The 23103-nt window shown below is 65.1% G+C and carries 18 protein-coding genes and 1 pseudogene; 18 read left to right on the top strand and 1 reads right to left on the bottom strand.

All coding sequences use genetic code 11. The features are described 5' to 3' along the window. From VC212_RS00790 to VC212_RS00815, 6 genes are all read left to right on the top strand, one after another. Positions 1-363, top strand: coding sequence for a GntR family transcriptional regulator (locus VC212_RS00790; protein WP_005988451.1), 363 nt, complete (start codon positions 1-3; stop codon positions 361-363). Beyond that, a complete protein-coding gene (locus VC212_RS00795) occupies positions 360-1235 on the top strand; it encodes an ABC transporter ATP-binding protein (protein ID WP_115527501.1) in 876 nt (291 codons plus the stop codon). Before VC212_RS00790 ends, VC212_RS00795 begins: the two co-directional genes overlap by 4 nt. Further along, a complete protein-coding gene (locus VC212_RS00800; protein WP_055844829.1) occupies positions 1232-2218 on the top strand; it encodes an ABC transporter permease in 987 nt (328 codons plus the stop codon). Before VC212_RS00795 ends, VC212_RS00800 begins: the two co-directional genes overlap by 4 nt. A 10-nt stretch (positions 2219-2228) precedes the next feature. Beyond that, positions 2229-3053: a hypothetical protein gene (locus tag VC212_RS00805; protein WP_323514079.1), complete on the top strand. Its 825-nt coding sequence runs from the start codon at positions 2229-2231 to the stop codon at positions 3051-3053. Positions 3054-3085: 32 nt separating this feature from the next. Continuing rightward, on the top strand, positions 3086-3619 hold the full coding sequence (locus VC212_RS00810; RefSeq protein ID WP_115553444.1) for a DUF2884 family protein: 534 nt from the start codon (positions 3086-3088) through the stop codon (positions 3617-3619). Between the two features lie 206 nt (positions 3620-3825). Continuing rightward, positions 3826-4248, top strand: coding sequence for a hypothetical protein (locus VC212_RS00815; protein ID WP_055844838.1), 423 nt, complete (start codon positions 3826-3828; stop codon positions 4246-4248). Between the two features lie 147 nt (positions 4249-4395). On the opposite strand, the gene VC212_RS00820 is transcribed toward VC212_RS00815, so the two are convergent. After that, positions 4396-5802, bottom strand: a complete 1407-nt coding sequence (locus VC212_RS00820; protein WP_323514080.1) for a class II fumarate hydratase — start codon at positions 5800-5802, stop codon at positions 4396-4398. Positions 5803-6089: 287 nt separating this feature from the next. Here VC212_RS00820 and VC212_RS00825 point away from each other — a divergent pair, with 287 nt between their 5' ends. From VC212_RS00825 to VC212_RS00880, 12 genes and pseudogenes are all read left to right on the top strand, one after another. Beyond that, positions 6090-7412 carry a hemolysin family protein gene (locus VC212_RS00825; protein ID WP_323514081.1) on the top strand — a complete coding sequence of 441 codons (1323 nt, stop codon included), beginning with the start codon at positions 6090-6092 and terminating at the stop codon, positions 7410-7412. 35 nt (positions 7413-7447) lie between these two features. Further along, positions 7448-8815 carry an adenylosuccinate lyase gene (gene purB, locus VC212_RS00830; protein WP_323514082.1) on the top strand — a complete coding sequence of 456 codons (1368 nt, stop codon included), beginning with the start codon at positions 7448-7450 and terminating at the stop codon, positions 8813-8815. Between the two features lie 372 nt (positions 8816-9187). Next, positions 9188-9688: a DUF3060 domain-containing protein gene (locus VC212_RS00835; protein ID WP_055844852.1), complete on the top strand. Its 501-nt coding sequence runs from the start codon at positions 9188-9190 to the stop codon at positions 9686-9688. A gap of 712 nt (positions 9689-10400) precedes the next feature. After that, positions 10401-11765, top strand: a pseudogene (locus VC212_RS00840) (cupin domain-containing protein); the annotation flags it as partial. Between the two features lie 92 nt (positions 11766-11857). Then, complete coding sequence (locus tag VC212_RS00845; protein ID WP_323514083.1) at positions 11858-12790, top strand: GNAT family N-acetyltransferase; 933 nt, start codon at positions 11858-11860, stop codon at positions 12788-12790. A 105-nt stretch (positions 12791-12895) separates the two neighbouring features. Next, entirely contained in the window at positions 12896-15799 is a 2904-nt protein-coding gene (locus tag VC212_RS00850; protein WP_193552568.1) for a 2-oxoglutarate dehydrogenase E1 component, read from the top strand. Between the two features lie 42 nt (positions 15800-15841). Next, complete coding sequence (sucB, locus tag VC212_RS00855; protein ID WP_055844863.1) at positions 15842-17053, top strand: dihydrolipoyllysine-residue succinyltransferase; 1212 nt, start codon at positions 15842-15844, stop codon at positions 17051-17053. A 144-nt stretch (positions 17054-17197) separates the two neighbouring features. Then, complete coding sequence (gene lpdA / locus VC212_RS00860) at positions 17198-18634, top strand: dihydrolipoyl dehydrogenase (protein WP_323514084.1); 1437 nt, start codon at positions 17198-17200, stop codon at positions 18632-18634. A 158-nt stretch (positions 18635-18792) separates the two neighbouring features. Beyond that, complete coding sequence (locus VC212_RS00865; protein WP_055844869.1) at positions 18793-19386, top strand: TIGR00730 family Rossman fold protein; 594 nt, start codon at positions 18793-18795, stop codon at positions 19384-19386. 275 nt (positions 19387-19661) lie between these two features. After that, positions 19662-20264, top strand: coding sequence for a YigZ family protein (locus VC212_RS00870; protein WP_323514085.1), 603 nt, complete (start codon positions 19662-19664; stop codon positions 20262-20264). After that, positions 20261-22030, top strand: coding sequence for an ABC transporter transmembrane domain-containing protein (locus VC212_RS00875; protein WP_323514087.1), 1770 nt, complete (start codon positions 20261-20263; stop codon positions 22028-22030). The genes VC212_RS00870 and VC212_RS00875 overlap by 4 nt, the downstream gene beginning before the upstream one ends. 90 nt (positions 22031-22120) lie before the next feature. After that, a complete protein-coding gene (locus VC212_RS00880) occupies positions 22121-23020 on the top strand; it encodes a hydrogen peroxide-inducible genes activator (RefSeq protein WP_115584409.1) in 900 nt (299 codons plus the stop codon). Positions 23021-23103: the final 83 nt, after the last annotated feature.

Below are 23103 nucleotides of genomic sequence, written 5' to 3' on the forward strand. Positions count from 1 at the left end.
ATGAACGACATCCAATGGAGCGACGGCGCTCCCATCTACCGCCAACTCAAGGAACGGGTCATTGCCATGATGCTCGATGGAATCCTCAAACCTGGCGACGCACTGCCTTCGGTGCGCCAGGTCGCGGCGGACTATCAACTCAATCCCATCACCGTCTCGCGCGCCTACCAGGAGTTGGCCGACGAGAACCTGGTGGAAAAACGCCGCGGCCTGGGCATGTTCATGACCCCGGAAGCTGCACAGAAGCTGCGCGGAAGCGAACGCGACCGCTTCTTGAATGAAGAATGGCCGGCGGTGCTGGAACGCATCCAGCGCCTGGGCCTGTCCATCGACGATCTGTTGCCACAGGGGAAAACACCATGACCGCCGTCTCCACCGACCATGTCGTCGACGCACGTGGGCTACGCAAGACCTACAAACATCGGCTGGCGCTGGACAACACCAGCTTCACCATCGCCGCCGGCCGCATCGTCGGATTGATCGGCCCCAACGGCGCCGGCAAGACCACCGCGCTCAAGGCCGTGCTAGGGCTGACCGACTTCGACGGCGACTTGAAGGTGCTGGGCATGGACCCGCGCACCGAGCGCAACGCGCTGATGAACGAAGTCTGCTTTATCGCCGACGTGGCGGTGTTGCCGCGCTGGCTGCGGGTGGGCGAAGCGATCGACTTCGTGGCGGGGGTGCATCCGCGCTTCGATCGCGCCAAGTGCGAGCGTTTTTTGGCCAATACCCAGCTCAATCGCAAATCGCGGGTCCGCGAATTGTCCAAGGGCATGATCGTGCAGCTGCATCTGGCGCTGGTGATGGCCATCGACGCGCGCATTCTGGTGCTGGACGAGCCCACGCTGGGCCTGGACATCCTGTATCGCAAGCAGTTCTACCAGCGTTTGCTGGAGGATTACTTCGACGAGCAGAAGACCATCATCGTCACCACCCACCAGGTCGAAGAGATCGAACACATCCTCACCGATGTGATGTTCATCCGCGACGGCCGCATCGTGCTCACTGCCGACATGGAAGACGTGGCACAGCGCTACACCGAAGTGCTGGTCGGTGCCGAACACCTGGAGACTGCGCGCGCCCTGACCCCGATCGACGAACGCGCCCTGCCCTTCGGCAAGACCGTGATGCTGTTCGATGGCGTGCCCAAGGATCAGCTCGCCCGCTTCGGCGAAACCCGCAATCCCGGCCTGGCCGACCTGTTTGTTGCCGTCATGAAGGGGACCTACGCATGAATGCCATGACCAACCACGCATCGCCTGCCCGTACCTTCGGCTGGCTACTCAAACGCGAATACTGGGAACACCGTGGCGGCTTCGTCTGGGCGCAGGTGATCACCGGCGGCATCGCGGTGTTCTTTGCGCTGCTGGGCGCGGTGATCGGCGCGATCAGCGCGCGTCGCAACATGACCGGCGACAGCATCCGGATGGACGATCTGGCCGAATACACGCGCACGCTGGGTCAGGTCGGCGACGGGCTGCTGCTTGGCGGCATCGGCATCGCCTCGGTGGTCCTGGCGTTCGTGGTGTTCTTCTACGCGCTTGGCAGCCTGTACGACGATCGCCGCGACCGCAGCGTGCTGTTCTGGAAGTCGTTGCCGGTCTCCGACGTACAGACCGTGCTGTCCAAGGCCGCCTGGGCCTTGCTGCTGGCGCCGCTGATTTCCATCGTGATCGGTACGGTGGTCGGCCTGGCGTTATGGTTGATCGCCATCGTTGGCGCCTCGATCGCAGGCGTGCCCAGCCCCTGGGCGTTGGCTACTCACTCGCACCCGTTCGCATTGTTGTGGCTGCTGTTGAAGACCGTGCCGATGAGCCTGCTGTGGTCGCTGCCGACCGTCGGCTGGCTGATGTTCTGCTCGGCGTGGGCCGGCAGCAAGCCGTTCCTGTGGGCGGTGCTGTTCCCACTGCTGGCCTGCGTGATGTTGAGCATCCTGTCGGCGATGCCGGGCGTGTCGCTGCCGATCGGCGGGATCTGGTACGTGGTCGGCTATCGCGGCCTGCTCAGCGCCTTGCCTGGTACGTGGTCGCCGCTTGCCGTCAGCGGCAACCTGGACAGCAGTGCGCTGCAAAACCCCAGCGACCTGGTGCAATGGGCCTTGCAGCACACCGACAGTTCGCGTGTCTACGGCGACCCGGACATCTGGATCGGTGCCGCCATCGGCATCGCGCTGATCGCCGCCTCCATCTACCTGCGCCGTCGGCGCTCCGAAGCCTGAAGGACATCCCATGCGTCTGCCTTTGACCCTGGCCATCCTGTTCGCATTGCCCGGCGCCGCAGTGGCCGAGGAGCAGTGCAAATTCTCCGAGCCACGCAGCCTGGAACTGCAGCTGGCGGGAGTGAAATCGGTGTTGTTCGAGGTCGGTTCCAGCGACCTGCATCTGGAAGCATCGCCCGGCAATGGCGGTCGTCTGCACGGCCGCGCCTGTGCAGCCAAGGCCGACGTGCTCAAGGGCCTGACGGTCACCCAGAAGCGGGTGGGCGATCGGCTGGTGGTGACGCTGACGGACGACCGCCTGCTGCGCATGTCCGTCGGCGAAAACTATTCGTATCTGGACCTGCGCGGCAGCGTGCCGAGTAACTTACTGGTGCAGTTGGATGTGGGCTCCGGCGATGCCGACATCACCGGCGCCGCTGCGGTGAGTGCCGATGTCGGTTCCGGCGATGTGGCAATTCGCAAGAGCAAGGGACGTGTCACCGTCAAGGTGGGCTCCGGCTATGTCGAACTGGAAGACATCGGCACGCTCCGCGTGCTGGCCGTGGGTTCGGGCGATCTGAAGGCCAAGCAGATCCACGGGGCCGCAGAGATCGGCAAGGTGGGCTCGGGCGACGTCACGCTGCGCGACGTGGCCGGCAGCATCAAGGTCGGCACGATCGGGTCTGGCGATATGGAGCTCAACGACGTGCGGGGAAACATCACCGTCGAGGCGATCAATTCCGGCGCGCTCAACGTGCGCAAGGTAAGCGGCGATGTGAGCGTTGCGCGCAAGGGCAGCGGCGATATCAATTTCAAGGATATCGCCGGCACCACGCGCGTGCCGGCCGAGCGCTGATCACTTCATCCACGATTCGAAGGGGACTGCTGATGAAATCATTTCTCTCTGCGGTGTTGGTCGGTGCGCTGCTGGTTGGCTGCGGCAAGCCAGAGGTCGCCGTCGACGGCTCCGCGCACATCCAGGGCAGCGGCGTGACGTTCGATGGCAAGAGCCTGACCCTCAAACGCGACACCTTGCCTGCTGCCACCATCGGCATGGATGGCACACTCAGCATCGGGGGCAAGCCGGTGGCCCTAAACGATGCACAGCGCCAGGCAATGCGCGGTTATTACGCGCAGGTGCAGGCGGTGGCCAACAAGGGTATCGATATCGGCACGCAGGGCGCGGCATTCGGCGCCCATGCGGCCGGCGAAGCGCTCAAGGGTGTGCTCAGCGGCAACGTGGAGAAGATGGGCGACAAGATCCAGGCCGACGGCGAAGCCTTCAAGCAAAACGCCCTGCGCATCTGCGACCAGTTGGGCAAGCTACGCACCGCCCAGGACGCCGCCGTGCAGCTGGTGCCGGCGTTTGCGCCTTACTCCACCCTCACCCAGCACGACGTCGACGATTGCCGTAAAGAATGACGGGGGCCACAGCAGCTGCGTCTTCGCCGACAAGCGCAGCGGCTGTCAGCAACCCAAAGGCGCGCGGGACCATGCGGTTTTTGGGCGCACGCCATGGCGCGGAGGCGGGACCTGCGACATTTTGTCAGCCGGTCCGGCTGGCCGCCGCGCTGATCGACAGCGTGGGCGCGGATTACACTAGACGCTTCCCACGACAGATTGACCCCATGAACAAGTTCGTGATGCTCTGCATGGCGCTGCTGCTGTGCACCCTTGCCGCCTGTGGCGACCAGTCGTCCCGTCGTGCCGAACGCGGTAAGCCGCGCGTTGCCATCACCACCCAATCGGTGATGATCCGTCGCCCACCGGCTGCCAATGCGGAAATCACGCCCGACGGCACGCTCAAGATCGATGACATCGCGCTACCGCAGAAGGAGCCGACCCGCGCCAAGTTGCAGTTGCTGTTCGGGCATCTGCAGATGCTGCGCCAGCAGGCCGTCAACGCCGCTGGCGCGGACGCGGAGTACAAGTCGATCAAGCTGACCGCCACGCCGGAGATTCAAACGCTCAGCGGCGAATTGCTGGATGAAATCCCGTCGTTGCAGCCGTATCGCGAGAGCTTCGGCAACGTGCAGGCCGAGCGGCACTGAGTATTAGCGAAGCCGCGCGAAAACGCTGATTCGCGAGAACAGAAGGCTAGAACCCAGGTAGGAGCGCGCCCGAGCGCGACGGGGCTTTATCGACAACGCCCCATCGCGCCCAAGTGCGCTCATACGCACACACGCAGATTGTGGTGATCAGCCACCGCCGCCACTGCTGCCGGCCTGGATGCCACCACGCGTCAGTGCAGCAGGATCCAGCAAACGGCGCAGGTCCGCTTCGCTGAGCCCGCTGTCTTCCAGGGCCACCTCCAGCACCGGGCGCTGTTCCTTGTAGGCGCGCTTGGCGATCGCTGCGGCTTTCTCGTAACCGATGATCGGGTTGAGTGCGGTCACCAGAATCGGATTGCGGTCCAGCGCCTCGCGCACGCGGTCCTGGCGCACCTTCAATCCGGCAATGGCGGCATCGGCCAACAGACGCGACACATTGCCCAGCAAGGTGATCGAATCCAGCAGGTTGTAGGCGATCAACGGCAGCGTCACGTTCAATTGGAAGTTGCCGGTCTGCCCCGCCACGGTGATCGCAGTGTGGTGGCCGATGACCTGCGCGCAGGCCATCACGGTCGCCTCGGGAATCACCGGGTTGACCTTGCCCGGCATGATCGAGCTGCCCGGCTGCAGCGCCGGCAATTCAATCTCGCCCAGGCCCGCCAACGGGCCGGCGTTCATCCAGCGCAGATCATTGGCGATCTTGATCAGCGCCACCGCCAGCGCGTTGAGCTGGCCGGACAACTCCACCGCATCGTCCTGCGCAGCCAGGCCTTCGAACTTGTTTTCCGCGCTCTCGAACTTGGCGCCACTCAGGCTCGACAAAGCCTTGGCCACCTTGCCGCCGAAGCGTGGGTCGGCGTTGATGCCGGTCCCGATCGCGGTACCGCCCAGCGGCAAACGGCGCAGCCGCTTGAGCGCATCGTCGAGCCGGTCTTGCGCCGAACTCAATTGCGCAGACCAAGCCCCGAATTCCTGCCCGAACGTCAGCGGCATCGCATCCATCAAATGCGTGCGACCGGTCTTGACGATCTTGTCCAGCGACCTGGCGCGCTTGTCGATGGTCTTGCGCAGATGCTTGAGCGCCGGCTGCAGGTGTTCCTGCACCGCAAGCAACGCCGACACACGGATCGCGGTGGGCACCACATCGTTGGAACTCTGCCCGAGATTGACGTGATCGTTGGGATGCACCGCGTCCTTGCCGGCGCGCGTTGCCAGCGTGGCAATCACCTCGTTGGCATTCATGTTGGACGAGGTGCCCGAGCCGGTCTGGTACACATCGATCGGAAACTGCGCGTCATGGGTGCCGTCGGCCACCTGCAATGCCGCGGCCTGCACGGTCTTGCTGATCGACTTCGGCAACAGCCCGAGCTCGGCATTGACACCGGCGGCGGCGGCCTTGATCAAGCCCAGCGCGCGAATGAAGCCGCGTGGCATCGGCTGGCCGGATATCGGAAAATTCTGCACGGCACGCTGGGTCTGCGCGCCCCACAATGCATCGGCGGGCACCTGCAATTCGCCCATGCTGTCGTGTTCGGTCCTGAAACGTTCGCTCATCTGCCTTCTCCGCACAGTGTTGGATTGTGGTGACGCAATGGCTGGCAGCGGGCGCACCCACGCTGGCGAGGGTCATTACGATACTCGCTGGCGGCGTTGCAACGATGTCATCGCAGCGCGTGAACTAGACTCAGCATTGATCCATACGAGGTACCACGCCGCCATGGGCGACGACCCTGACTGTAGAAACGCACTGCCCGCGTTCTGCTTCGATGCACCCCGCACCACTACGCACACGCCTGCGTTGATGCATCCATCCGCCGCCCCTGCACCGCGCGGAGGCGAACATGCTCGGTAATGTGATGCTGTTGATCGTCGCGCTGTTGCTGGTGCTGTTGAACGGCTTTTTCGTTGCTGCCGAATTCGCCCTGGTCAAACTGCGGCACACCCAGGCGGTGGGGCTGGCCCAGACCCATGGCTGGCGCGGGCGTCTGCTGCTGGGGGTGCACGCGCATCTGGATGCGTATCTGTCGGCATGCCAGCTCGGCATCACCCTGGCATCGCTGGGATTGGGCTGGGTCGGCGAACCTGCATTCGCGCATCTGCTGCAGCCGTTGTTCGATGTGCTGGGCATGTCCGAGGACGCCGCGCAGTTCACTGCCTTGGCAATCGCCTTCAGCCTGATTTCGTTCCTGCACATCGTGCTGGGCGAACTGGCCCCCAAAACCATGGCGATCCGGCGCCCGGAGCGCATGTCGTTGTGGACGGCTGCGCCGTTGTACGTTTTTTACTGGGCGATGTACCCGGCAATCTGGGTGCTCAATACCAGCGCCAACCGGCTGCTGCGCGTGCTGGGCTGGGGCGATGTGGAGCACCAGTCGCACCGCTATTCGCGCGAAGAACTCAAGCTGATCGTCGGCCGCCAGGACCCCAACGCGCCTACCGCCGATCATGGGCTGGCGCTGATGAGCCATGCGCTGGAACTGCCGGATCTGGTGGCCGGCGACCTGATGCGCCCCCGCGAGCATATGCGCAGCCTGCGCGAGGGCATGAACCTGGAAGCGGTGCTGGCCGAATTCAGCGAGTCGCGCTACAGCCGCTACCCCTGGTTCGACGTCGATGGCGAACAGGTGCTGGGCATCCTGCATACCAAGGATCTACTGGTGGCGATGGCGCGCGGCCAGGACCTGGACGACCTGCGTCCGTTGCTGCGCCCACCCACCCGGCTGTCTCTGGAAACCCCCATTCCCAGCGCGCTGGAACAGTTCCGCAGCGGCACCACCCATCTGGCGCTGTGCGTGGAGGACGAAGGCCGCATCCTGGGCTTCTTCACCCTGGAGGACCTGCTGGAAGTGGTGGTCGGCGAGATCGAGGACGAGCACCGTCACGTGGTGCGCGACGCCCCGGTACGCAGCCAGGACGGCTCGTTGCTGGTGGCCGGCAGCACCTCGATCTTCCGGCTGGAACGCTTGCTGGGCCAGGATCTGAGCGCCCCGGACCATGTCAATTCGGTCGGCGGGCTGATCGTGCATCAGCTGCAGCGGCTGCCCGAGGAAGGCGAAACCCTGGAACTGGACGGCCACGCGCTGACCGTTCGGCGCATGGCCGGCCACCGCATCCAGGCGGTGACGGTGCGGCCGGTGGGCGAAGCGGGCGTCGGGGCGGCGTAGAATACCTGCCCCGCCAGCTTCCCAGTGCCCTCCCCATGTCGGATTCCGCCCTGCTCGCCCTGTCCCCGCTCGACGGCCGCTACGCCTCCAAGGTGGATGCGCTGCGCCCGATCTTTTCCGAATACGGCCTGATCAGGGCACGGGTCAAGGTCGAGATCGAATGGCTGCTGGCCCTGGCCGCCGAGCCGGGCATCGCCGAACTGGCGCCGTTTTCGGCCGCCGCCAGCCAGCGTCTGCGTGCGCTGGCCGACGACTTCAGCGTGATCCATGCCGGGCGGGTGAAGGAGATCGAACGCACCACCAACCATGACGTCAAGGCGGTGGAGTACTTCATCAAGGAACAGCTCAAGGACGATGCCGAGCTGGGTCCGGCACTGGAGTTCGTGCACTTCGCCTGCACCAGCGAAGACATCAACAACCTCAGCTACGGCTTGATGCTGGAGCAGGCGCGCCGCGACGTGCTGCTGCCCACGCTGGACGGCATCACCGCCTCGCTGCGCACACTGGCGCATGCGCAGGCCGCGCAACCGATGCTGTCGCGCACGCACGGCCAGACTGCCTCGCCCACCACGCTGGGCAAGGAAATCGCCAACGTGGTCGCGCGCCTGGAGCGCCAGCGCAAGCAAATCGCCGCAGTGGAACTCACCGGCAAGATCAACGGCGCGGTGGGCAACTACAACGCGCATCTGGTGTCGTACCCGCAGCTGGACTGGGCCGCGTTTGCGCAGCGGTTTGTGGAGAGCCTGGGCCTGGTGTTCAACCCCTACACCACCCAGATCGAGCCGCATGACAACGTGGCCGAAATCGGCGACGCCACGCGCCGCGCCAACACCATCCTGATCGACCTGTCGCGCGATATCTGGGGTTACATCTCGCTGGGGTATTTCAAGCAAAAGTTGAAGGAAGGCGAAGTCGGCTCGTCCACGATGCCGCACAAGGTCAACCCGATCGACTTTGAAAATGCCGAAGGCAATTTCGGCGTGGCCAATGCGTTGTTCGAGCACTTCTCCGCCAAGCTGCCGATCAGCCGCTGGCAGCGCGACCTCACCGATTCCACCGTCCTGCGTGCGCTGGGCACCGCGTTCGGTCACACCCAGGTGGCGCTGGATTCGCTGGCCAAGGGCCTGGGCAAGCTGACCGTCAATCCGCAGCGCCTGGATGCCGATCTGGACGCCGCCTGGGAAGTACTGGCCGAAGCCGTGCAGACCGTGATGCGCCGCCACGGCCTGCCCAACCCGTACGAACAATTGAAGGCACTGACGCGCGGCCACGGCATCACCGCCGCCTCGATGCAGGCCTTCGTGGAAAGCCTGGAGCTGCCCGAAGAAGACAAGCAGCGCCTGCGTACGCTCACCCCGGGCGGCTACACCGGCCTGGCCGAGCAGCTGGCGCGCGCGATCTAAGAAAGCGCTCAACAACGCCAGGCGTGACGAGTGAACCCGGGATTTCGCCCACATGCGGCGGCCTCCCACGCTGAAGATCAAGCACGTGCGCGTAGTGAAGAGTGCTTCGGTTGTTGATCGACAGCACGTGGAAAAGGTGTTCAACGCTGGCCTAAGCGGGAACACCATCGGCCGCGCCGCGCCAAGCGGGCGCGGCCATTGTCCGGGTGCGGTAGGTCCTGGAGGGGGCGTTAGGTCCCGGCGTGTCGACCGACGTGACGGAACGGCTGCTTCGCCGGGTATGTCGGCAACGCCCAAGCGTCGAGCCGGCGTCAACGGCGCTCCCCGATGCGGCTGCTATGGTGCCGGCCTCATCCAAGCGAGGGATCACCCATGCATGCAGCCCGGACTATCGCGTCGCTGTTCGCCCTGTCCAGCATCGCCGCACTGAGCGGATGCGGCGCCGACGGCCCTGCGGCCCAGGCGCTATCGGCCGTCTCGTCCACAGTGACCGACCCGGCCAGCGGCGCCGATTGCGACGGCAAGGATGTACGCCTGACCCGCGACGACAGCGAGTGGATCCTGCATGGCAACTGCGGCACGGTGACCATCACCGCCTCACGCGGCGCGATGAATCTGGACAACGCACGCAGCATCCGCGTGGAAGGCAGCAACTTCACCGTGCTCAACAAACAGCTCGGCCAGCTCAGCGTCTCCGGCCACGACAACACGCTCAATCTGACCAATGTCGACAGCGTGGATATCCAGGGCAACAAGAATCTGGTGCTGGCGCGCGAGGTCAAGCAAGTCCGTTTTTCCGGCAACGACAACACGGTCAACCCGTCCAGCAAGCCCACGCTGGACGACCGCGGGAGCGGCAACAAGGTGATGTAAGTCGGTGGCCGCGACGGCGCGCTGGCGCAGCCTTCGCCCAGCAAGGCAGCAAGATTGCGAATGACGTACGCATGCTGCGCCGTGCGTGCCGAGCACTCGGCTTTCTTGCCAGCCAGCGTGGGCCGCGAATGCTCCCACCCCGGATTCCATTCGCGGCCCGATGCCAATCTCGGCCCTGGGCTGCAGCACTTGCGGCCGCCGTGCCGCCAACAGCACTACGTCGCGTGGCCTGGCGGTGCCAGATACGATCGCAAAACGCAGCGCGTCGCCCGCGCAAACGTGATGCGGGCCGCACAGCCAGAGCGCACGTCGATGACAGTATCGCCAGCAACAGCGGCCTGTGGGGCCGCGCACAGCAAGCTATGAACGTGGCGAGACCCGCAACGTGTAGCTTTCACCACCAATGGCTCAGGGCGCCCTGCTCTTGTCAGCGCGCCCTGCTTTTGTAGGAGCGGCCCTGGCCGCGAAGCCGTCCACGCACCCCATCAGGCTTCACGGCAAGCACGCTGTACCGCCCGAACACCACTGCAGCACGTCTTGACGTGATCGCCAGTCGCCGGCACCGCGCAGACCGAACCACCACGTCCCTGAAGCATTGCCTGTTGCCAGCCCCGCGCGCAGGTGCAGATCCGGCGCAGGCATCGGACAATAAGACATCTGCGCCGGCCCTGCCCGCGCCCCAGTATTCCATCGACACCTGCAAGGACTCCCCATGGCTGCACGCAAGGCAAACCCTCCCGTCATCGAAGTCCAGGCCCGTCCAGGCCAGCCGCTGGGCATGCCGGTGGAGCGCTTTCTGCGCACTTACTGGCACAAGCATCCGCTGCTGATCCGCAATGCCTTCGCAGATTTCGCCTCGCCGCTGCAGCCGGAAGATCTGGCTGGCCTGGCCTGCGAAGACGGCGTGCTGGCACGCCTGATCAGCCACGACCGCGCCACCGACGGCTGGAGCGTGCGTACCGGCCCGTTCCAGGAAACCGACTTCCCCGGCCTGCCCGATCACGATTGGACGCTGCTGGTGCAGGACGTGGACAAGTGGGACGCCGACGTGCGCGCACTGCTGGAGCAGTTCCGCTTTCTGCCGCGCTGGCGCATCGACGACATCATGATCAGTTTTGCCGCCACCGGCGGCTCGGTCGGCGCGCATGTCGACCATTACGACGTGTTCCTGCTGCAGGGCCAGGGCCATCGCCGCTGGCAGATCGACGCACGCACCTCGCAAGGCCGCAAGCCCACGCCGCTGGCGTTCCGTGACGACGTCGACATCAAGCTGCTGCGCGAGTTCAAGCCAACCCACGACTGGGTGCTGGGTCCGGGCGACATGTTGTATCTGCCGCCGCTGGTGCCGCATCACGGCGTGGCCGAAGACGCCTGCCTGACCTTCTCGATCGGCACCCGCGCACCGTCCTCGGCCGAGTTGATCGGCGATTACCTGGATACCCTGATCGCCGATGCCGACGAGTCGGTGCGCTATCACGACGAAGACCTCAAGGTGCCGGCCGACCCGTACGAGATCGACGTCACCGCGATGAACCGCGTGGTCGAAGCGCTCAATGCGCTGCGCATGAACGACCCGGATCGCCTGGGGGACTGGTTCGGCCGGTTCATGACCACCTATCGCGCCTCCGGCGACGTGGTGCCGGCGCCCGAGCCGATCCCGCGCGAAGCGGTCGAACAGGCGCTGGAAGAAGGCGTGGTGCTGTATCGCCACCCCTGGTCGCGGCTGGCCTGGCGGCGTGCCAAGCGCGGCGCTACGCTGTTTTGCAGCGGCCTGGAATTTGCGTTGTCGGCCAAGGACGCGGCGCGTCTGGCGGCGGCCGAAGAAATCGATGGCGGGCTTTACGCGCAGCTGAGCGCACGCGGCCGCGAGGTGGTGCTGGAGCTGCTGGCGCAAGGCCATTACCAGCGCGCCCATGACGACGCGCACGAAGACATCGACGACGACCAAGCGCATGTGCTCACCGTGTCGGCAGACCACGACGACACTCAGGACGACGCCGACAGCGCGGACGCAGACGACGCCATCGATACCGATGCCGATGTCGAGGCGGTGGCGGACGACGCAGACAGCCCGGCCGACATCGCCGACACCGCGCAGAACGAAGATGGCAGCACAGACGCTTCGGACATCGGCGAAGACGGCAACGACGACGAGACCCCGGAGCGCGCATGAGCCCGCACGGCAGGCCGCAAATCGTGTCGCTGGACCCGGCATCCGATGCCGCGGCCCTGCGTGCGCTGCGGCAGGCCTGCACGACCGACATCGCGGGCAACGCCCACGATGCCGAGTGGGATGCGCTGGACCCGCTCAGCCTGCACTTGGCCGCGCGCACCGATGACGGCCAACTGGTCGGCTCGGTGCGCGTGACGCCGGATCGCCGCATCGACCGGCTCGGCCTGCTGCCGGACTGGCGGCGTCGCGGGCTGTCGGACCAGCTGCTCGCCGCAGCGGTGGATGCCGCAACTCAACGTGGCTGGCCCAGTCTGCACGCCCGCGTCACCGCAAACGCCGAGGCCGTGTTCGCACGGCTCGGCTTTTTACCCGAACTCCCCCCGTATTCTCCTCACGAGCGCACCACCGATGCCGGTGCTGCGCCCGGCACGCCCCTGCATCGCCGGCTCGACGGCCCGATGGCAGTGGACGACCTCGCCGCGGCCCTGGCTGCCACCACCGGCCTGCTGTGCAGCGCACGTCGGCAGGTGCTGATCTATACCCGCGCGCTGGATCCGCAATTGTTCGACAACGCTGCGGTGCTCGAGGCACTGCGCCGCTTCGCCACCGCCCGCCACGACAAACGCGTGCAGGTGCTGGTGCAGGACACTGCCAGCGCCGCCGCCAGCAGCAGTGCGATGTTGCGCCTGGCCCAGCGCCTGCCCAGTGTGTTCCGGTTCCGCGCGGTCAGCGATCCGGTAGATACCAGCTATGCGTCGGCCTATGTGATCGGCGACGACGCCTACTACTTTCGTCCAACGGGTCACCGCTTCGACGATGGCGAAACCTGGCTGTCCGGTGCGGCGCGCAGCCGCCAGCTAACGCGCGAATTCGCGCAGATATGGGAGCGCAGCGCGCTCTGGAACGAACCACGCGCGCTTGGCATCTGACACCGTAGCGCCCCTCGCACGTAGGCGCCCGACCAATTGGTCTACCCCGCCGGTCAGCTCGCAGACGCCCCCTCACAAGCGCAAGGGGGTATAATTTTTCGAGATTTGAGACCGACCGATAGGGCAACTCGCCCTGCCGCTTCCGCACAATCATCCCCACAGCAGACCCGACTTACCATCGTGGATAATCTCCTAAAGCAGTTCGCGCAGTCATCGCAGCTCGCCGGCGGCAACGCCGCCTATATCGAGGATCTGTACGAGCAGTACCTCGTCGCCCCGGACAGTGTCGATCCGAAGTGGAAGAGTTATTTCGACGGCTTCCAAGGTCGCGATGCCGGTGATGTACCGCATTCGGCGGCCATTGCCCACATTCTCAGCGCGTCCAAACAGGCCGCCAATGCCGGTACCGGCGCGGGCGCCAGCGACGAGCGCGAGCGCAATGTCGGCCGTCTGATCACCGCCTACCGTGCACGCGGCCACCTCGGTGCGCAGCTCGACCCGCTGGGGCTTACCCCGCCGGTCAACCCGCCCGATCTGGACCTGCCCTTCCACAGCCTGTCGCAGGCTGACATGGACAGCGAGTTCAGCACCGGCGGTGTCGGTGGTCAGCCGCGGATGAAGCTGAAAGATCTGCTGGCCCGCCTGAAGGCGACCTACGCCAGCAGCATCGGCGCAGAGTTCATGCACATCCAGGAATTTGACCAGCGCCAGTGGATCTACAAGCGCCTGGAAGATGCCGGCGGCAAGATCGCAGGCGATGCGGCCAGCCGTAAGCGCACGCTGGAGCGGCTCACCGCCGCCGAAGGCCTGGAGCGCTACCTGCACACCAAGTACGTCGGCCAGAAGCGCTTCTCGCTGGAAGGCGGCGATGCGCTGATTCCGATGATGGACGCGATCATCCACCAGTCCGGCAAGGACCAGGTCAAGGACATCGTGATCGGCATGGCTCACCGCGGCCGCCTCAACGTGTTGGTCAATACGTTGGGCAAGAACCCGCGCAAGCTGTTCGACGAGTTCGAAGGCAAGTTCGAGCATGCCCACGACGACCGCGCGCACACCGGCGACGTCAAGTACCACATGGGCTTCTCGGCAGATATCGCGGTGGGCGACAGCAACCAGGTGCATCTGGCGCTGGCGTTCAACCCCTCGCACCTGGAAATCGTCGACCCGGTCGTGGTCGGCAGCGTGCGTTCGCGTCAGGAACGCTTCGGCGATGCCGAACGCAAGACCGTGCTGCCGATCCTGATCCACGGCGATGCCGCATTCGCCGGCCAGGGCGTGGTGATGGAGCTGTTCCAGATGTCGCAGGCGCGCGGTTTCGCGGTCGGCGGCACGGTGCATATCGTCATCAACAACCAGATCGGCTTCACCACCAGTACGCGTGACGATGCCCGTTCCACGCTCTACTGCACGGACGTGGCCAAGATGATCGGCGCGCCGGTCTTCCACGTGAATGGCGACGACCCGGACGCGGTGATGTTTGTGTCCAAGCTGGCCTACGAATTCCGTCAGCAGTTCAAGAAAGACGTGGTCATCGACCTGGTCTGCTACCGCCGTTGGGGCCATAACGAAGCCGACGAACCGGCAGCGACCCAGCCGGTGATGTACCAGACCATCCGCAAGCACAAGACCACCCGCGAGCTGTATGCGACCAAGCTGGAAAGCGATGGTGTGCTGAGCGCCGACGAGGCCAAGGCGCTGGTGGACGGCTACCGCAACAAGCTGGATTCGGGCGAATACACCACCGAACTGGCTACGCGCAAGCCGGACGAATTCGCCATCGATTGGTCCAAGTACCTGGTCGGTACTGCTGCCGATCCGGTGGATACGCGCGTCAAGCGCGATCAGCTGGATCGTCTGGCCAAGTTGATCACCACCATTCCCGAAGGCGTGGAGCTGCATGCCCGCGTCGCCAAGATCTACGACGACCGCGTCAAGATGGCCGCCGGCAATCAGCTAGGCGACTGGGGCTTTGCCGAAAACCTGGCGTACGCCACGCTGCTGGCCGAAGGCCACAAGCTGCGTCTGGTCGGCCAGGACGCCGGTCGCGGTACGTTCTTCCACCGTCACGCGATCCTGCATGACCAGAAGAACGACAACTACTACCTGCCGCTGCGGCAGCTGGTCGAGAACCCCGAAGACGCCACCATCATCGATTCGCTGCTCAGCGAAGAAGCGGTGATGGGCTTCGAATACGGCTACTCCACCACCGACCCGAACGCGCTGTGCGTGTGGGAAGCGCAGTTCGGCGACTTTGCCAACGGCGCGCAGGTGGTGATCGACCAGTTCATCGCTGCCGGTGAAGCCAAGTGGGGCCGCATCGCGGGCCTGTCGCTGTTCCTGCCGCATGGTTACGAAGGTCAGGGCCCGGAGCACAGCTCCGCGCGTCTGGAGCGCTTCCTGCAGCTGTGCGCGCTGGAGAACATGTTGGTGTGCGTGCCGACCACACCGGCGCAGTGCTTCCACATGATCCGTCGCCAGATGCGCATGACCACCCGCAAGCCGCTGGTGGTGATGACGCCCAAGTCGCTGCTACGTCACAAGCTGGCGGTGTCGAGCCTGGAAGAACTGGCCGATGGCGAGTTCCAGCATCTGATTCCCGATGCCAAGGCCGATGCCGGCAAGGTCAAGCGCGTGGTGCTGTGCTCGGGCAAGGTCTATTACGACCTGCTCGAAGACCAGACCAAGCGCGGCCAGGACGACGTTGCAATCCTGCGCGTGGAGCAGCTGTATCCGTTCCCGCGTGCGCAGCTGGCCGCCGAACTCAAGGCCTATGCCAACGCCACCGACGTGGTGTGGTGTCAGGAAGAGCCGCAGAACCAGGGTGCGTGGTACCAGATCCGCCATCACCTCAATTTCTGCCTGGCCGGCGGTCAAAGCCTGCATTACGCCGGCCGTGTCCGTTCGCCCTCGCCTGCCGCCGGCCACATGGCCGACCACATCGTCGAACAGCAAACGCTGGTCGCCGATGCGCTCCTCAATCCGTTCAACGACCAAGTCGCTGAATAACTCCTCTTCCCCAAAGAACGAAAACCCTAGGACGCTCCCCGAATGGCCACCGAAGTCAAAGTTCCGGTACTGCCCGAATCCGTTTCCGACGCCACCATCGCCAGCTGGCACAAGAAGGCCGGTGAAGCGGTCAAGCGCGACGAGAATCTGGTCGACCTGGAAACCGACAAGGTCGTGTTGGAAGTTCCTTCGCCTGTCGACGGCGTGTTGAAGGAAATCAAGTTCGAAGCCGGCAGCACGGTCACCAGCAACCAGCTTCTGGCGATCATCGAAGAAGGCGCCGTTGCTGCCGCGGCTCCGGCCGAAGAGAAGAAGGCCGACGCACCGGCCGCCGCTGCAGCAGCTCCCGCAGCCGCCCCGGCACCGGCTGCTGCCGCTGCGCCGAGTGCGTCGAAGTCCGCTGCCGATTCGCTTCCCCCGGGTGCGCGTTTTTCCGCGATCACCCAGGGCGTGGATCCGTCGCAGGTCGACGGTACCGGCCGCCGCGGCGCGGTGACCAAGGAAGACATCGTCAACTTCGCCAAAGCCGGTGGCGTGGGCAAGGCCTCTGGCGCCCGTCCGGAAGAGCGCGTGGCGATGACCCGCGTGCGCAAGACCATCGCCAAGCGTCTGATGGAGTCCAAGAACTCCACCGCGATGCTGACCACCTTCAACGAAGTGAACCTGGCCAAGGTGTCGGCCGCGCGCAAGGAACTGCAGGACGAGTTCCAGAAGGCGCACGGCATCAAGCTCGGTTTCATGAGCTTCTTCGTCAAGGCCGCCGCCAACGCGCTGCAGCGCTTCCCGCTGGTCAATGCCTCGATCGATGGCGACGACATCATCTATCACGGCTACAGCGATATCTCGATCGCCGTCTCCACCGAGAAGGGCCTGGTCACGCCGGTGCTGCGTAACGTCGAGCGCCAGTCGTTCGCTGAAGTCGAACAGGGCATCGCCGACTACGCCGCCAAGGCGCGCGCCGGCAAGCTGGGCCTGGACGATCTACAAGGCGGTACGTTCACCATCACCAACGGCGGCACCTTCGGCTCGCTGCTGTCCACCCCGATCATCAACCCGCCGCAGAGCGCAATCCTGGGCATGCACGCGATCAAGGAACGTCCGATCGCCGAGAACGGCCAGGTCGTGATCGCGCCGATGATGTACCTGGCGCTGTCTTACGACCACCGCATCATCGACGGCAAGGATTCGGTGCAGTTCCTGGTCGACATCAAGAATCAGCTGGAAAACCCGGGCCGGATGCTGTTCGGCCTGTGAGCCATCGCTCCCTCTCCCGTCTGCGGGAGAGGGTTGGGGTGAGGGCCGCGCCATCGTCGGCCGCTGCCGCCCTCCCTCATCCGGCGCTTCGCGCCACCTTCTCCCGCCTCCGGGAGAAGGAGAACGAATCAAGGAATTGCTAAAATGGCTGAAAACTACGACGTCGTCGTCATCGGTGCCGGCCCGGCCGGCTATCACGCGGCGATTCGCGCGGCCCAGCTGGGCATGAAGGTCGCCTGCATCGACGCGGCACTCGGCAAGGACGGCAAGCCCGCCCTGGGCGGTACCTGCCTGCGCGTGGGCTGCATTCCGTCCAAGGCGCTGCTGGATTCCTCGCGCCAGTTCTGGAACATGGGTCACCTGTTCGGCGACCACGGCATCAGCTTCAACGATGCCAAGATGGACGTGCCCACCATGATCGGTCGCAAAGACAAGATCGTGAAGCAGTTCACCGGCGGCATCGCGATGCTGTTCAAGGCCAACAAGATCACCCCGTACTACGGCTTCGGCCAGTTGCTGCCGGGCAATATCGTCAAGGTCGCCCAGCACGAAGGCGGCGAGATCGAGCTCAAGGGCACCAACGTCATCCTCGCGGCCGGTTCGGAATCGATCGAACTGCCGTTTGCCAAGTTCGACGGCGACACCATCGTCGATAACGTCGGCGGCCTGGATTTCACCTCTGTGCCCAAGCGCATGGCAGTGATCGGTGCCGGCGTGATCGGCCTGGAACTGGGCAGCGTGTGGAAGCGTCTGGGCGCCGAGGTCACCATCCTCGAAGCGCTGCCGGACTTCCTGGCACTGGCCGATGCCGAAGTGGCCAAGACCGCGCTGAAGGAATTCAAGAAGCAGGGCCTGGACATCAAGCTGGGTGCCAAGGTCGGCAAGACCGAGATCACCGGTAGCGGCGATGCCAAGCAGGTGGTGCTCAGCTACACCGACGCCGCAGGCGAGCAGACCCTCACCGTGGACAAGCTGCTGGTGGCCGTGGGCCGCAAGGCCGCGACCAAGAACCTGCTGGCCGACGGCACCGGCGTCAAGATGACCGACCGCGGCCAGATCGAGGTCGATGGTCATTGCCATACCGGCGTCGACGGCGTGTGGGCCATCGGCGACTGCGTGCGCGGGCCGATGCTGGCGCATAAGGGTTTCGAGGAAGGCATCGCGGTGGCTGAACTGATCGCCGGCCTGCCGGGTCACGTCAACTTCGACACCATTCCGTGGGTGATCTACACCGAGCCGGAGATTGCCTGGGTCGGTAAGACCGAGCAGCAGCTCAAGGCCGAGGGCGTGGCCTACAAGGCTGGCAGCTTCCCGTTCGCGGCGATCGGCCGTGCGGTGGCCATGGGCGAGCCGGCCGGCTTCGTCAAGGTGATCGCCGATGCCGAAACCGACCGCGTGCTGGGCATGCACCTGGTGGGCGTGGGCGTCTCCGAGCTGGTGCACGAAGGTGTGCTGACGATGGAATTCAACGGCTCGGCCGATGACCTGGCGCGTATCTGCCACGCGCATCCGACCTTGTCCGAAGCGATCCACGACGCCGCGATGGCGGTGAGCAAGCGCGCGATCCATAAGGCCAATTAAGCCGGGAATCGGGAGTGGGGAAATCGGGAATCGTAAAAGCGGTCCCATCACCTCACTCCTCATGCTGACGCCGGACCTAGGTCCGGCGTCATGCGTTCTGGCTTCTATATTTGCTTTGACCTATTCCCAACTCCCGATTCCCGACTCCCTGATCCCCGATGAAATCAATCTGCGTCTACTGCGGCTCCAATGCCGGCAACAAGCCTGTCTATGTCGAGCGCGCCATGGCGCTGGGCGATCGCATCGCCAAACAGGGCCTGCGTCTGGTCTATGGCGGCGGCAACGTCGGCTTGATGGGCACGGTGGCCAACGCGGTACTGGCCGCCGGCGGCGAAGTCACCGGCGTGATTCCGCAGCAGCTGGCCGATTGGGAAGTGGCGCATCGCGGGCTGACCACGCTGGAAGTGGTCGGCTCGATGCATGAGCGCAAGATGCGCATGTTCGAGCTGTCCGATGCCTTCGTCGCCCTGCCCGGCGGCTTCGGCACCATGGAAGAGATTTTCGAGATGCTCACCTGGCGCCAGCTCGGCATCGGCAACAAGCCGTGCGCCTTCCTGGATATCGCAGGGTTCTATGCGCCACTGATCGGCATGATCGATCGCATGGTGGAAGAACGTTTCCTGCATCCGGATCAACGCGCCGACCTGTGGTACGGCGACGACATGGAGCAGATGCTGGAGTGGATGCAGCACTACACCCCGGCGCAGGCATCCAAGTGGATCGACGAGAAGCGCCGCTCCACGCTGGTGTAATCGAAGACACCCCTGGCCCACGCGGCCGCAACGCGCGTCGCTTTCTACAAGCGCGCGCGGCAGTAACGCGCATCGACTCAGCGAACGCATGCTCACGCTAATACCGGGCAAACGCGTGCGCCCGAACATCTGCCAGGCGCGACGTCGGTCGCCAACGTCCGACGCACAGCAACGGTGCATCGCTACAGCACCACCACGCCCCAGTCGCCCCGATCTGCCAGCTTGCAACGGCAGTCACGCTGACTGCAGCAACCGACATCGCCGCCTCGCATAGAATGGCGACGATGCTCGATACCCTCGCCGCTGACGCGCACCACAGCCTGGACATCAAGCACAGTCGCTTTCTGGCCCATGCTGCTGCACTCGAATCTTCCGCGCAGGCGCTGGAGATCGTGCAGCGCGTGTCGGTGCCGGATGCCACGCACAACTGCTGGGCCTACCGGTTCGGGCAGGAGTACCGTTCCAGCGACGATGGCGAGCCCAGCGGCACGGCGGGGCGGCCGATTCTGGCAGCCATCGATGGCCAAGGCTTCGATCGCGTGGTGGTGGTGGTGACGCGCTGGTATGGCGGGATCAAGCTCGGTGCCGGTGGGCTGGTACGTGCTTACGGCGGCACGGCCGCCGAATGCCTGCGCCTGGCCACGCGGCGCCCGCTGGTTGCGCTGACCCTGCTCGACCTGCAATGCCAGTTCGACGATCTGGGGCTGGTGCACGCGGCGCTTGTCGCGTTCCATGTCGACAAGCTGGATGAACACTTCGACGCCCAAGGCGCAGCGTTACGCGTGCAGCTGCCTGCAGATCAGCTGGCTGGCTTGAAAACCCGCCTGTGCGACGCCACTCGCAATCGTGTCCATCTCTCAACACCGGAAGCCGCATGACTCAGCCAGCCGCCGCCAGGCCCAACCCATTGCGGAAGCTTGGCAGTCTGCGCACCTTGTGGCCGTTCGTGCAACGCCAGCGCGGCCTGTTTGCCGCCTGGCTGATCGCACTCGCGGTGTCCTCCGCGGCCACGTTGAGCCTGCCGGCAGCGGTCAAGCGCATGATCGACCACGGCTTCTCCGGCGGCACGCAGATCAACCAGGCCTTCGCATTGTTGTTTGTGGTGGCCGTGGTGCTGGCCCTGGCGACCGCAGCGCGTTTTTACTTCGTGGCGTTGCTGGGCGAGAAAGTCGTCGCAGATCTGCGCGGCCGTCTGTATGCGCACCTGATCAGCCTGGACGCCGGTTTTCATGATCGCAGCCGCAGCGGCGAGCTGGTGTCGCGGCTGTCGGCCGACAGCGAGCTGTTGCGCGGGCTGATCGCCAACACCATGTCGGTGGCGTTGCGCAGCTCGGTGACGGTGATCGGCAGCATGGTGATGTTGCTCGTCACCAGCCCGCGCCTGGCCGGATTCACGCTGATCGGCATTCCGTTGGCGGTGCTGCCGATCGTGCTGGGCGCGCGCCGGCTGCAAAAGATTTCGCGCGCCAGCCAGGATCGCGTGGCCGACGCCAATACGCTGGCGGCCGAAACGCTCGGCGCGGTCCGCACCGTGCAGGCGCATGCGCGCGAGCGCTACGAGAGTCAGCGTTTCAGCCAGGCGTTGTTTGCGGCGATCGATACTGCGCGGCTGCGCATCCGCACCCAGGCCGGCGTCACCGCCATTGCGATCATGCTGATCTTCGGTGCCATTGTTGGCGTGCTGTGGTTGGGCGCGCACGACGTGGTGTCCGGGCGCATGACGCCCGGCACGCTGGGCCAGTTCGTGCTGTATGCGTTGATCGGCGGCGGTTCGGTCGGCGCGCTGGCCGAGGTGTGGAACGAGTTGCAGCGCGCCGCCGGCGGCATGGGCCGGGTTGGCGAACTGCTCGACGAACAGTCGGCGATCGTGGCGCCGGCCACGTCCATGCGCTTGCCGCAGCCGCTACGCGGGGCGATTCATTTCGACCAGGTGATGTTTCATTATCCGCAGCGCCCCGACGCACCGGCGCTGGATGGATTCGACTTGCATGTCAGCCCCGGCGAAACCGTTGCCCTGGTCGGCCCGTCCGGCGCCGGCAAGAGCACGGTGCTGGCGATGCTGCTGCGCTTCCACGACCCCGCCAGCGGCAGCGTGCGCATCGACGAAGTGGACCTGCGCCAGACCGACCCGGTGCGCTTGCGCGAGCACATCGCACTGGTCCCGCAACAACCGACCCTGTTTGCCGCCAGTGCCGCCGACAACATCCGCTACGGCCGCCTGGAGGCCAGCGATGCCGAGGTGGAAGCGGCAGCGGCCGCAGCAGAAGCCGATGTCTTCATCCGCGCCCTGCCCCAAGGCTATGCCAGCGAGCTGGGCGAGCGTGGTACGCGCCTGTCCGGCGGCCAGCAGCAACGTGTGGCAATCGCACGTGCCTTACTCAAGGACGCGCCCATCCTGCTGCTGGACGAAGCCACCAGCGCACTGGATGCCCAGAGCGAGCGCGCCGTGCAGCAGGCACTGGACCGATTGATGCAGGGCCGCACCACCCTGGTCATCGCGCACCGCCTGGCAACCGTGCTCAAGGCCGACCGCATCGTGGTCATGGATGCCGGCCGTATCGTGGCGCAGGGCACGCATGCGCAGTTGATCGCCGAAGGTGGCCTGTACGCCGAGCTGGCGCGGCTGCAATTCATCGATCAATGACGCCCGGTTGATGCCCACTGCGGGCCACACGCTCGCTCACCGGCCTCGCCGGCAGTGCGACTCCGAGCGACCCGACGTACCGATGCGACCATGCCCCGCCCCAAGACCACTCTTCGCCAACTCAGTTACTTCGTCGCACTGGCCGATACCGGCAGCTTCACCCGTGCTGCCGAGCAGATGGGCGTGTCGCAGCCCTCGCTGTCGCAACAGATCCGCGCACTGGAAACCATCATCGGTGCGCCGTTGTTCGAGCGCGGCGTCCCGGCCATCCTGACCCCGCTCGGGCGCGACCTGCTCGACCGCGCGCGCAGCATCCTGCTCGACGTGACCGATCTGGAAGAAGTACGCACGACCTCGACCGACACGCTGATCGGCACCATCCGGCTCGGTGTCTCGCCCACGCTGGGCGCCTACCTGATGCCCAGCCTGGTCGCACGACTGCACCGCGAGCACCCGGCGCTGCGCGTGCACGTGCGCGAGGGCCTGCCGACCGTGCTCGCCCGCGACCTGGCCAACGGCGTGCACGATCTGATCCTGGCGCAATTGCCGGTGGCCGGGAGCAGCCTGCACAGCGAGCGGCTGTTCCGCGAACCGCTGCACGTGACCATGGCCGCCGATCACCCGCTGCGTAGCAAACGCTACATCACCCCTGCCGATCTGCGCGGTGCCAACCTGCTGACCTTGATGCCGGAATACCGATTGGCCGAACAGGTGGCCGCCATCGCGATGGAAGTCGGCGCCCATGTGTTGCGCGATTACGAAGGAACGAGTCTGGATGCGATCCGACAGATGGCCGGCATGGGCATGGGTCTGGCCCTGCTGCCGGAGCTGTACGTGCGTCAGGAAATCCGCGAAGGCGACGATGTAGTGGTGCGCCCGATCAAGGGCGGCCGCTATTACCGCGAGATCGGGCTGCTGTGGCGGCAAGGTGCGGGGCGCGCGCCAGCGTTCGGTTTGATCGCAGATCTGCTGCGCGCGGCAGCCGCATAGGAAAATCCTATACAACGGATAAGCGCTCCGGCCTTGTCCTATAGCGGCAACTCGTCAATGCTTCACTGAACTCATCAATGGAA

Origin of the sequence: Xanthomonas sp. WHRI 8932A, assembly GCF_035012785.1 — a bacterium.
GTDB lineage: Bacteria > Pseudomonadota > Gammaproteobacteria > Xanthomonadales > Xanthomonadaceae > Xanthomonas.

Coding starts and splice junctions, on each gene's coding strand:
- sucB (WP_055844863.1), top strand. CDS start 15,842: ATGGCCACCGAAGTCAAAGTTCCGGTACTGCCCGAATCCGTTTCCGAC.
- VC212_RS00825 (WP_323514081.1), top strand. CDS start 6,090: ATGCTCGGTAATGTGATGCTGTTGATCGTCGCGCTGTTGCTGGTGCTG.
- VC212_RS00820 (WP_323514080.1), bottom strand. CDS start 5,802: ATGAGCGAACGTTTCAGGACCGAACACGACAGCATGGGCGAATTGCAG.
- VC212_RS00875 (WP_323514087.1), top strand. CDS start 20,261: ATGACTCAGCCAGCCGCCGCCAGGCCCAACCCATTGCGGAAGCTTGGC.
- VC212_RS00790 (WP_005988451.1), top strand. CDS start 1: ATGAACGACATCCAATGGAGCGACGGCGCTCCCATCTACCGCCAACTC.
- VC212_RS00835 (WP_055844852.1), top strand. CDS start 9,188: ATGCATGCAGCCCGGACTATCGCGTCGCTGTTCGCCCTGTCCAGCATC.
- VC212_RS00800 (WP_055844829.1), top strand. CDS start 1,232: ATGAATGCCATGACCAACCACGCATCGCCTGCCCGTACCTTCGGCTGG.
- VC212_RS00880 (WP_115584409.1), top strand. CDS start 22,121: ATGCCCCGCCCCAAGACCACTCTTCGCCAACTCAGTTACTTCGTCGCA.
- VC212_RS00870 (WP_323514085.1), top strand. CDS start 19,662: ATGGCGACGATGCTCGATACCCTCGCCGCTGACGCGCACCACAGCCTG.
- VC212_RS00845 (WP_323514083.1), top strand. CDS start 11,858: ATGAGCCCGCACGGCAGGCCGCAAATCGTGTCGCTGGACCCGGCATCC.
- VC212_RS00865 (WP_055844869.1), top strand. CDS start 18,793: ATGAAATCAATCTGCGTCTACTGCGGCTCCAATGCCGGCAACAAGCCT.
- VC212_RS00805 (WP_323514079.1), top strand. CDS start 2,229: ATGCGTCTGCCTTTGACCCTGGCCATCCTGTTCGCATTGCCCGGCGCC.
- VC212_RS00810 (WP_115553444.1), top strand. CDS start 3,086: ATGAAATCATTTCTCTCTGCGGTGTTGGTCGGTGCGCTGCTGGTTGGC.
- VC212_RS00795 (WP_115527501.1), top strand. CDS start 360: ATGACCGCCGTCTCCACCGACCATGTCGTCGACGCACGTGGGCTACGC.
- purB (WP_323514082.1), top strand. CDS start 7,448: ATGTCGGATTCCGCCCTGCTCGCCCTGTCCCCGCTCGACGGCCGCTAC.
- VC212_RS00815 (WP_055844838.1), top strand. CDS start 3,826: ATGAACAAGTTCGTGATGCTCTGCATGGCGCTGCTGCTGTGCACCCTT.
- lpdA (WP_323514084.1), top strand. CDS start 17,198: ATGGCTGAAAACTACGACGTCGTCGTCATCGGTGCCGGCCCGGCCGGC.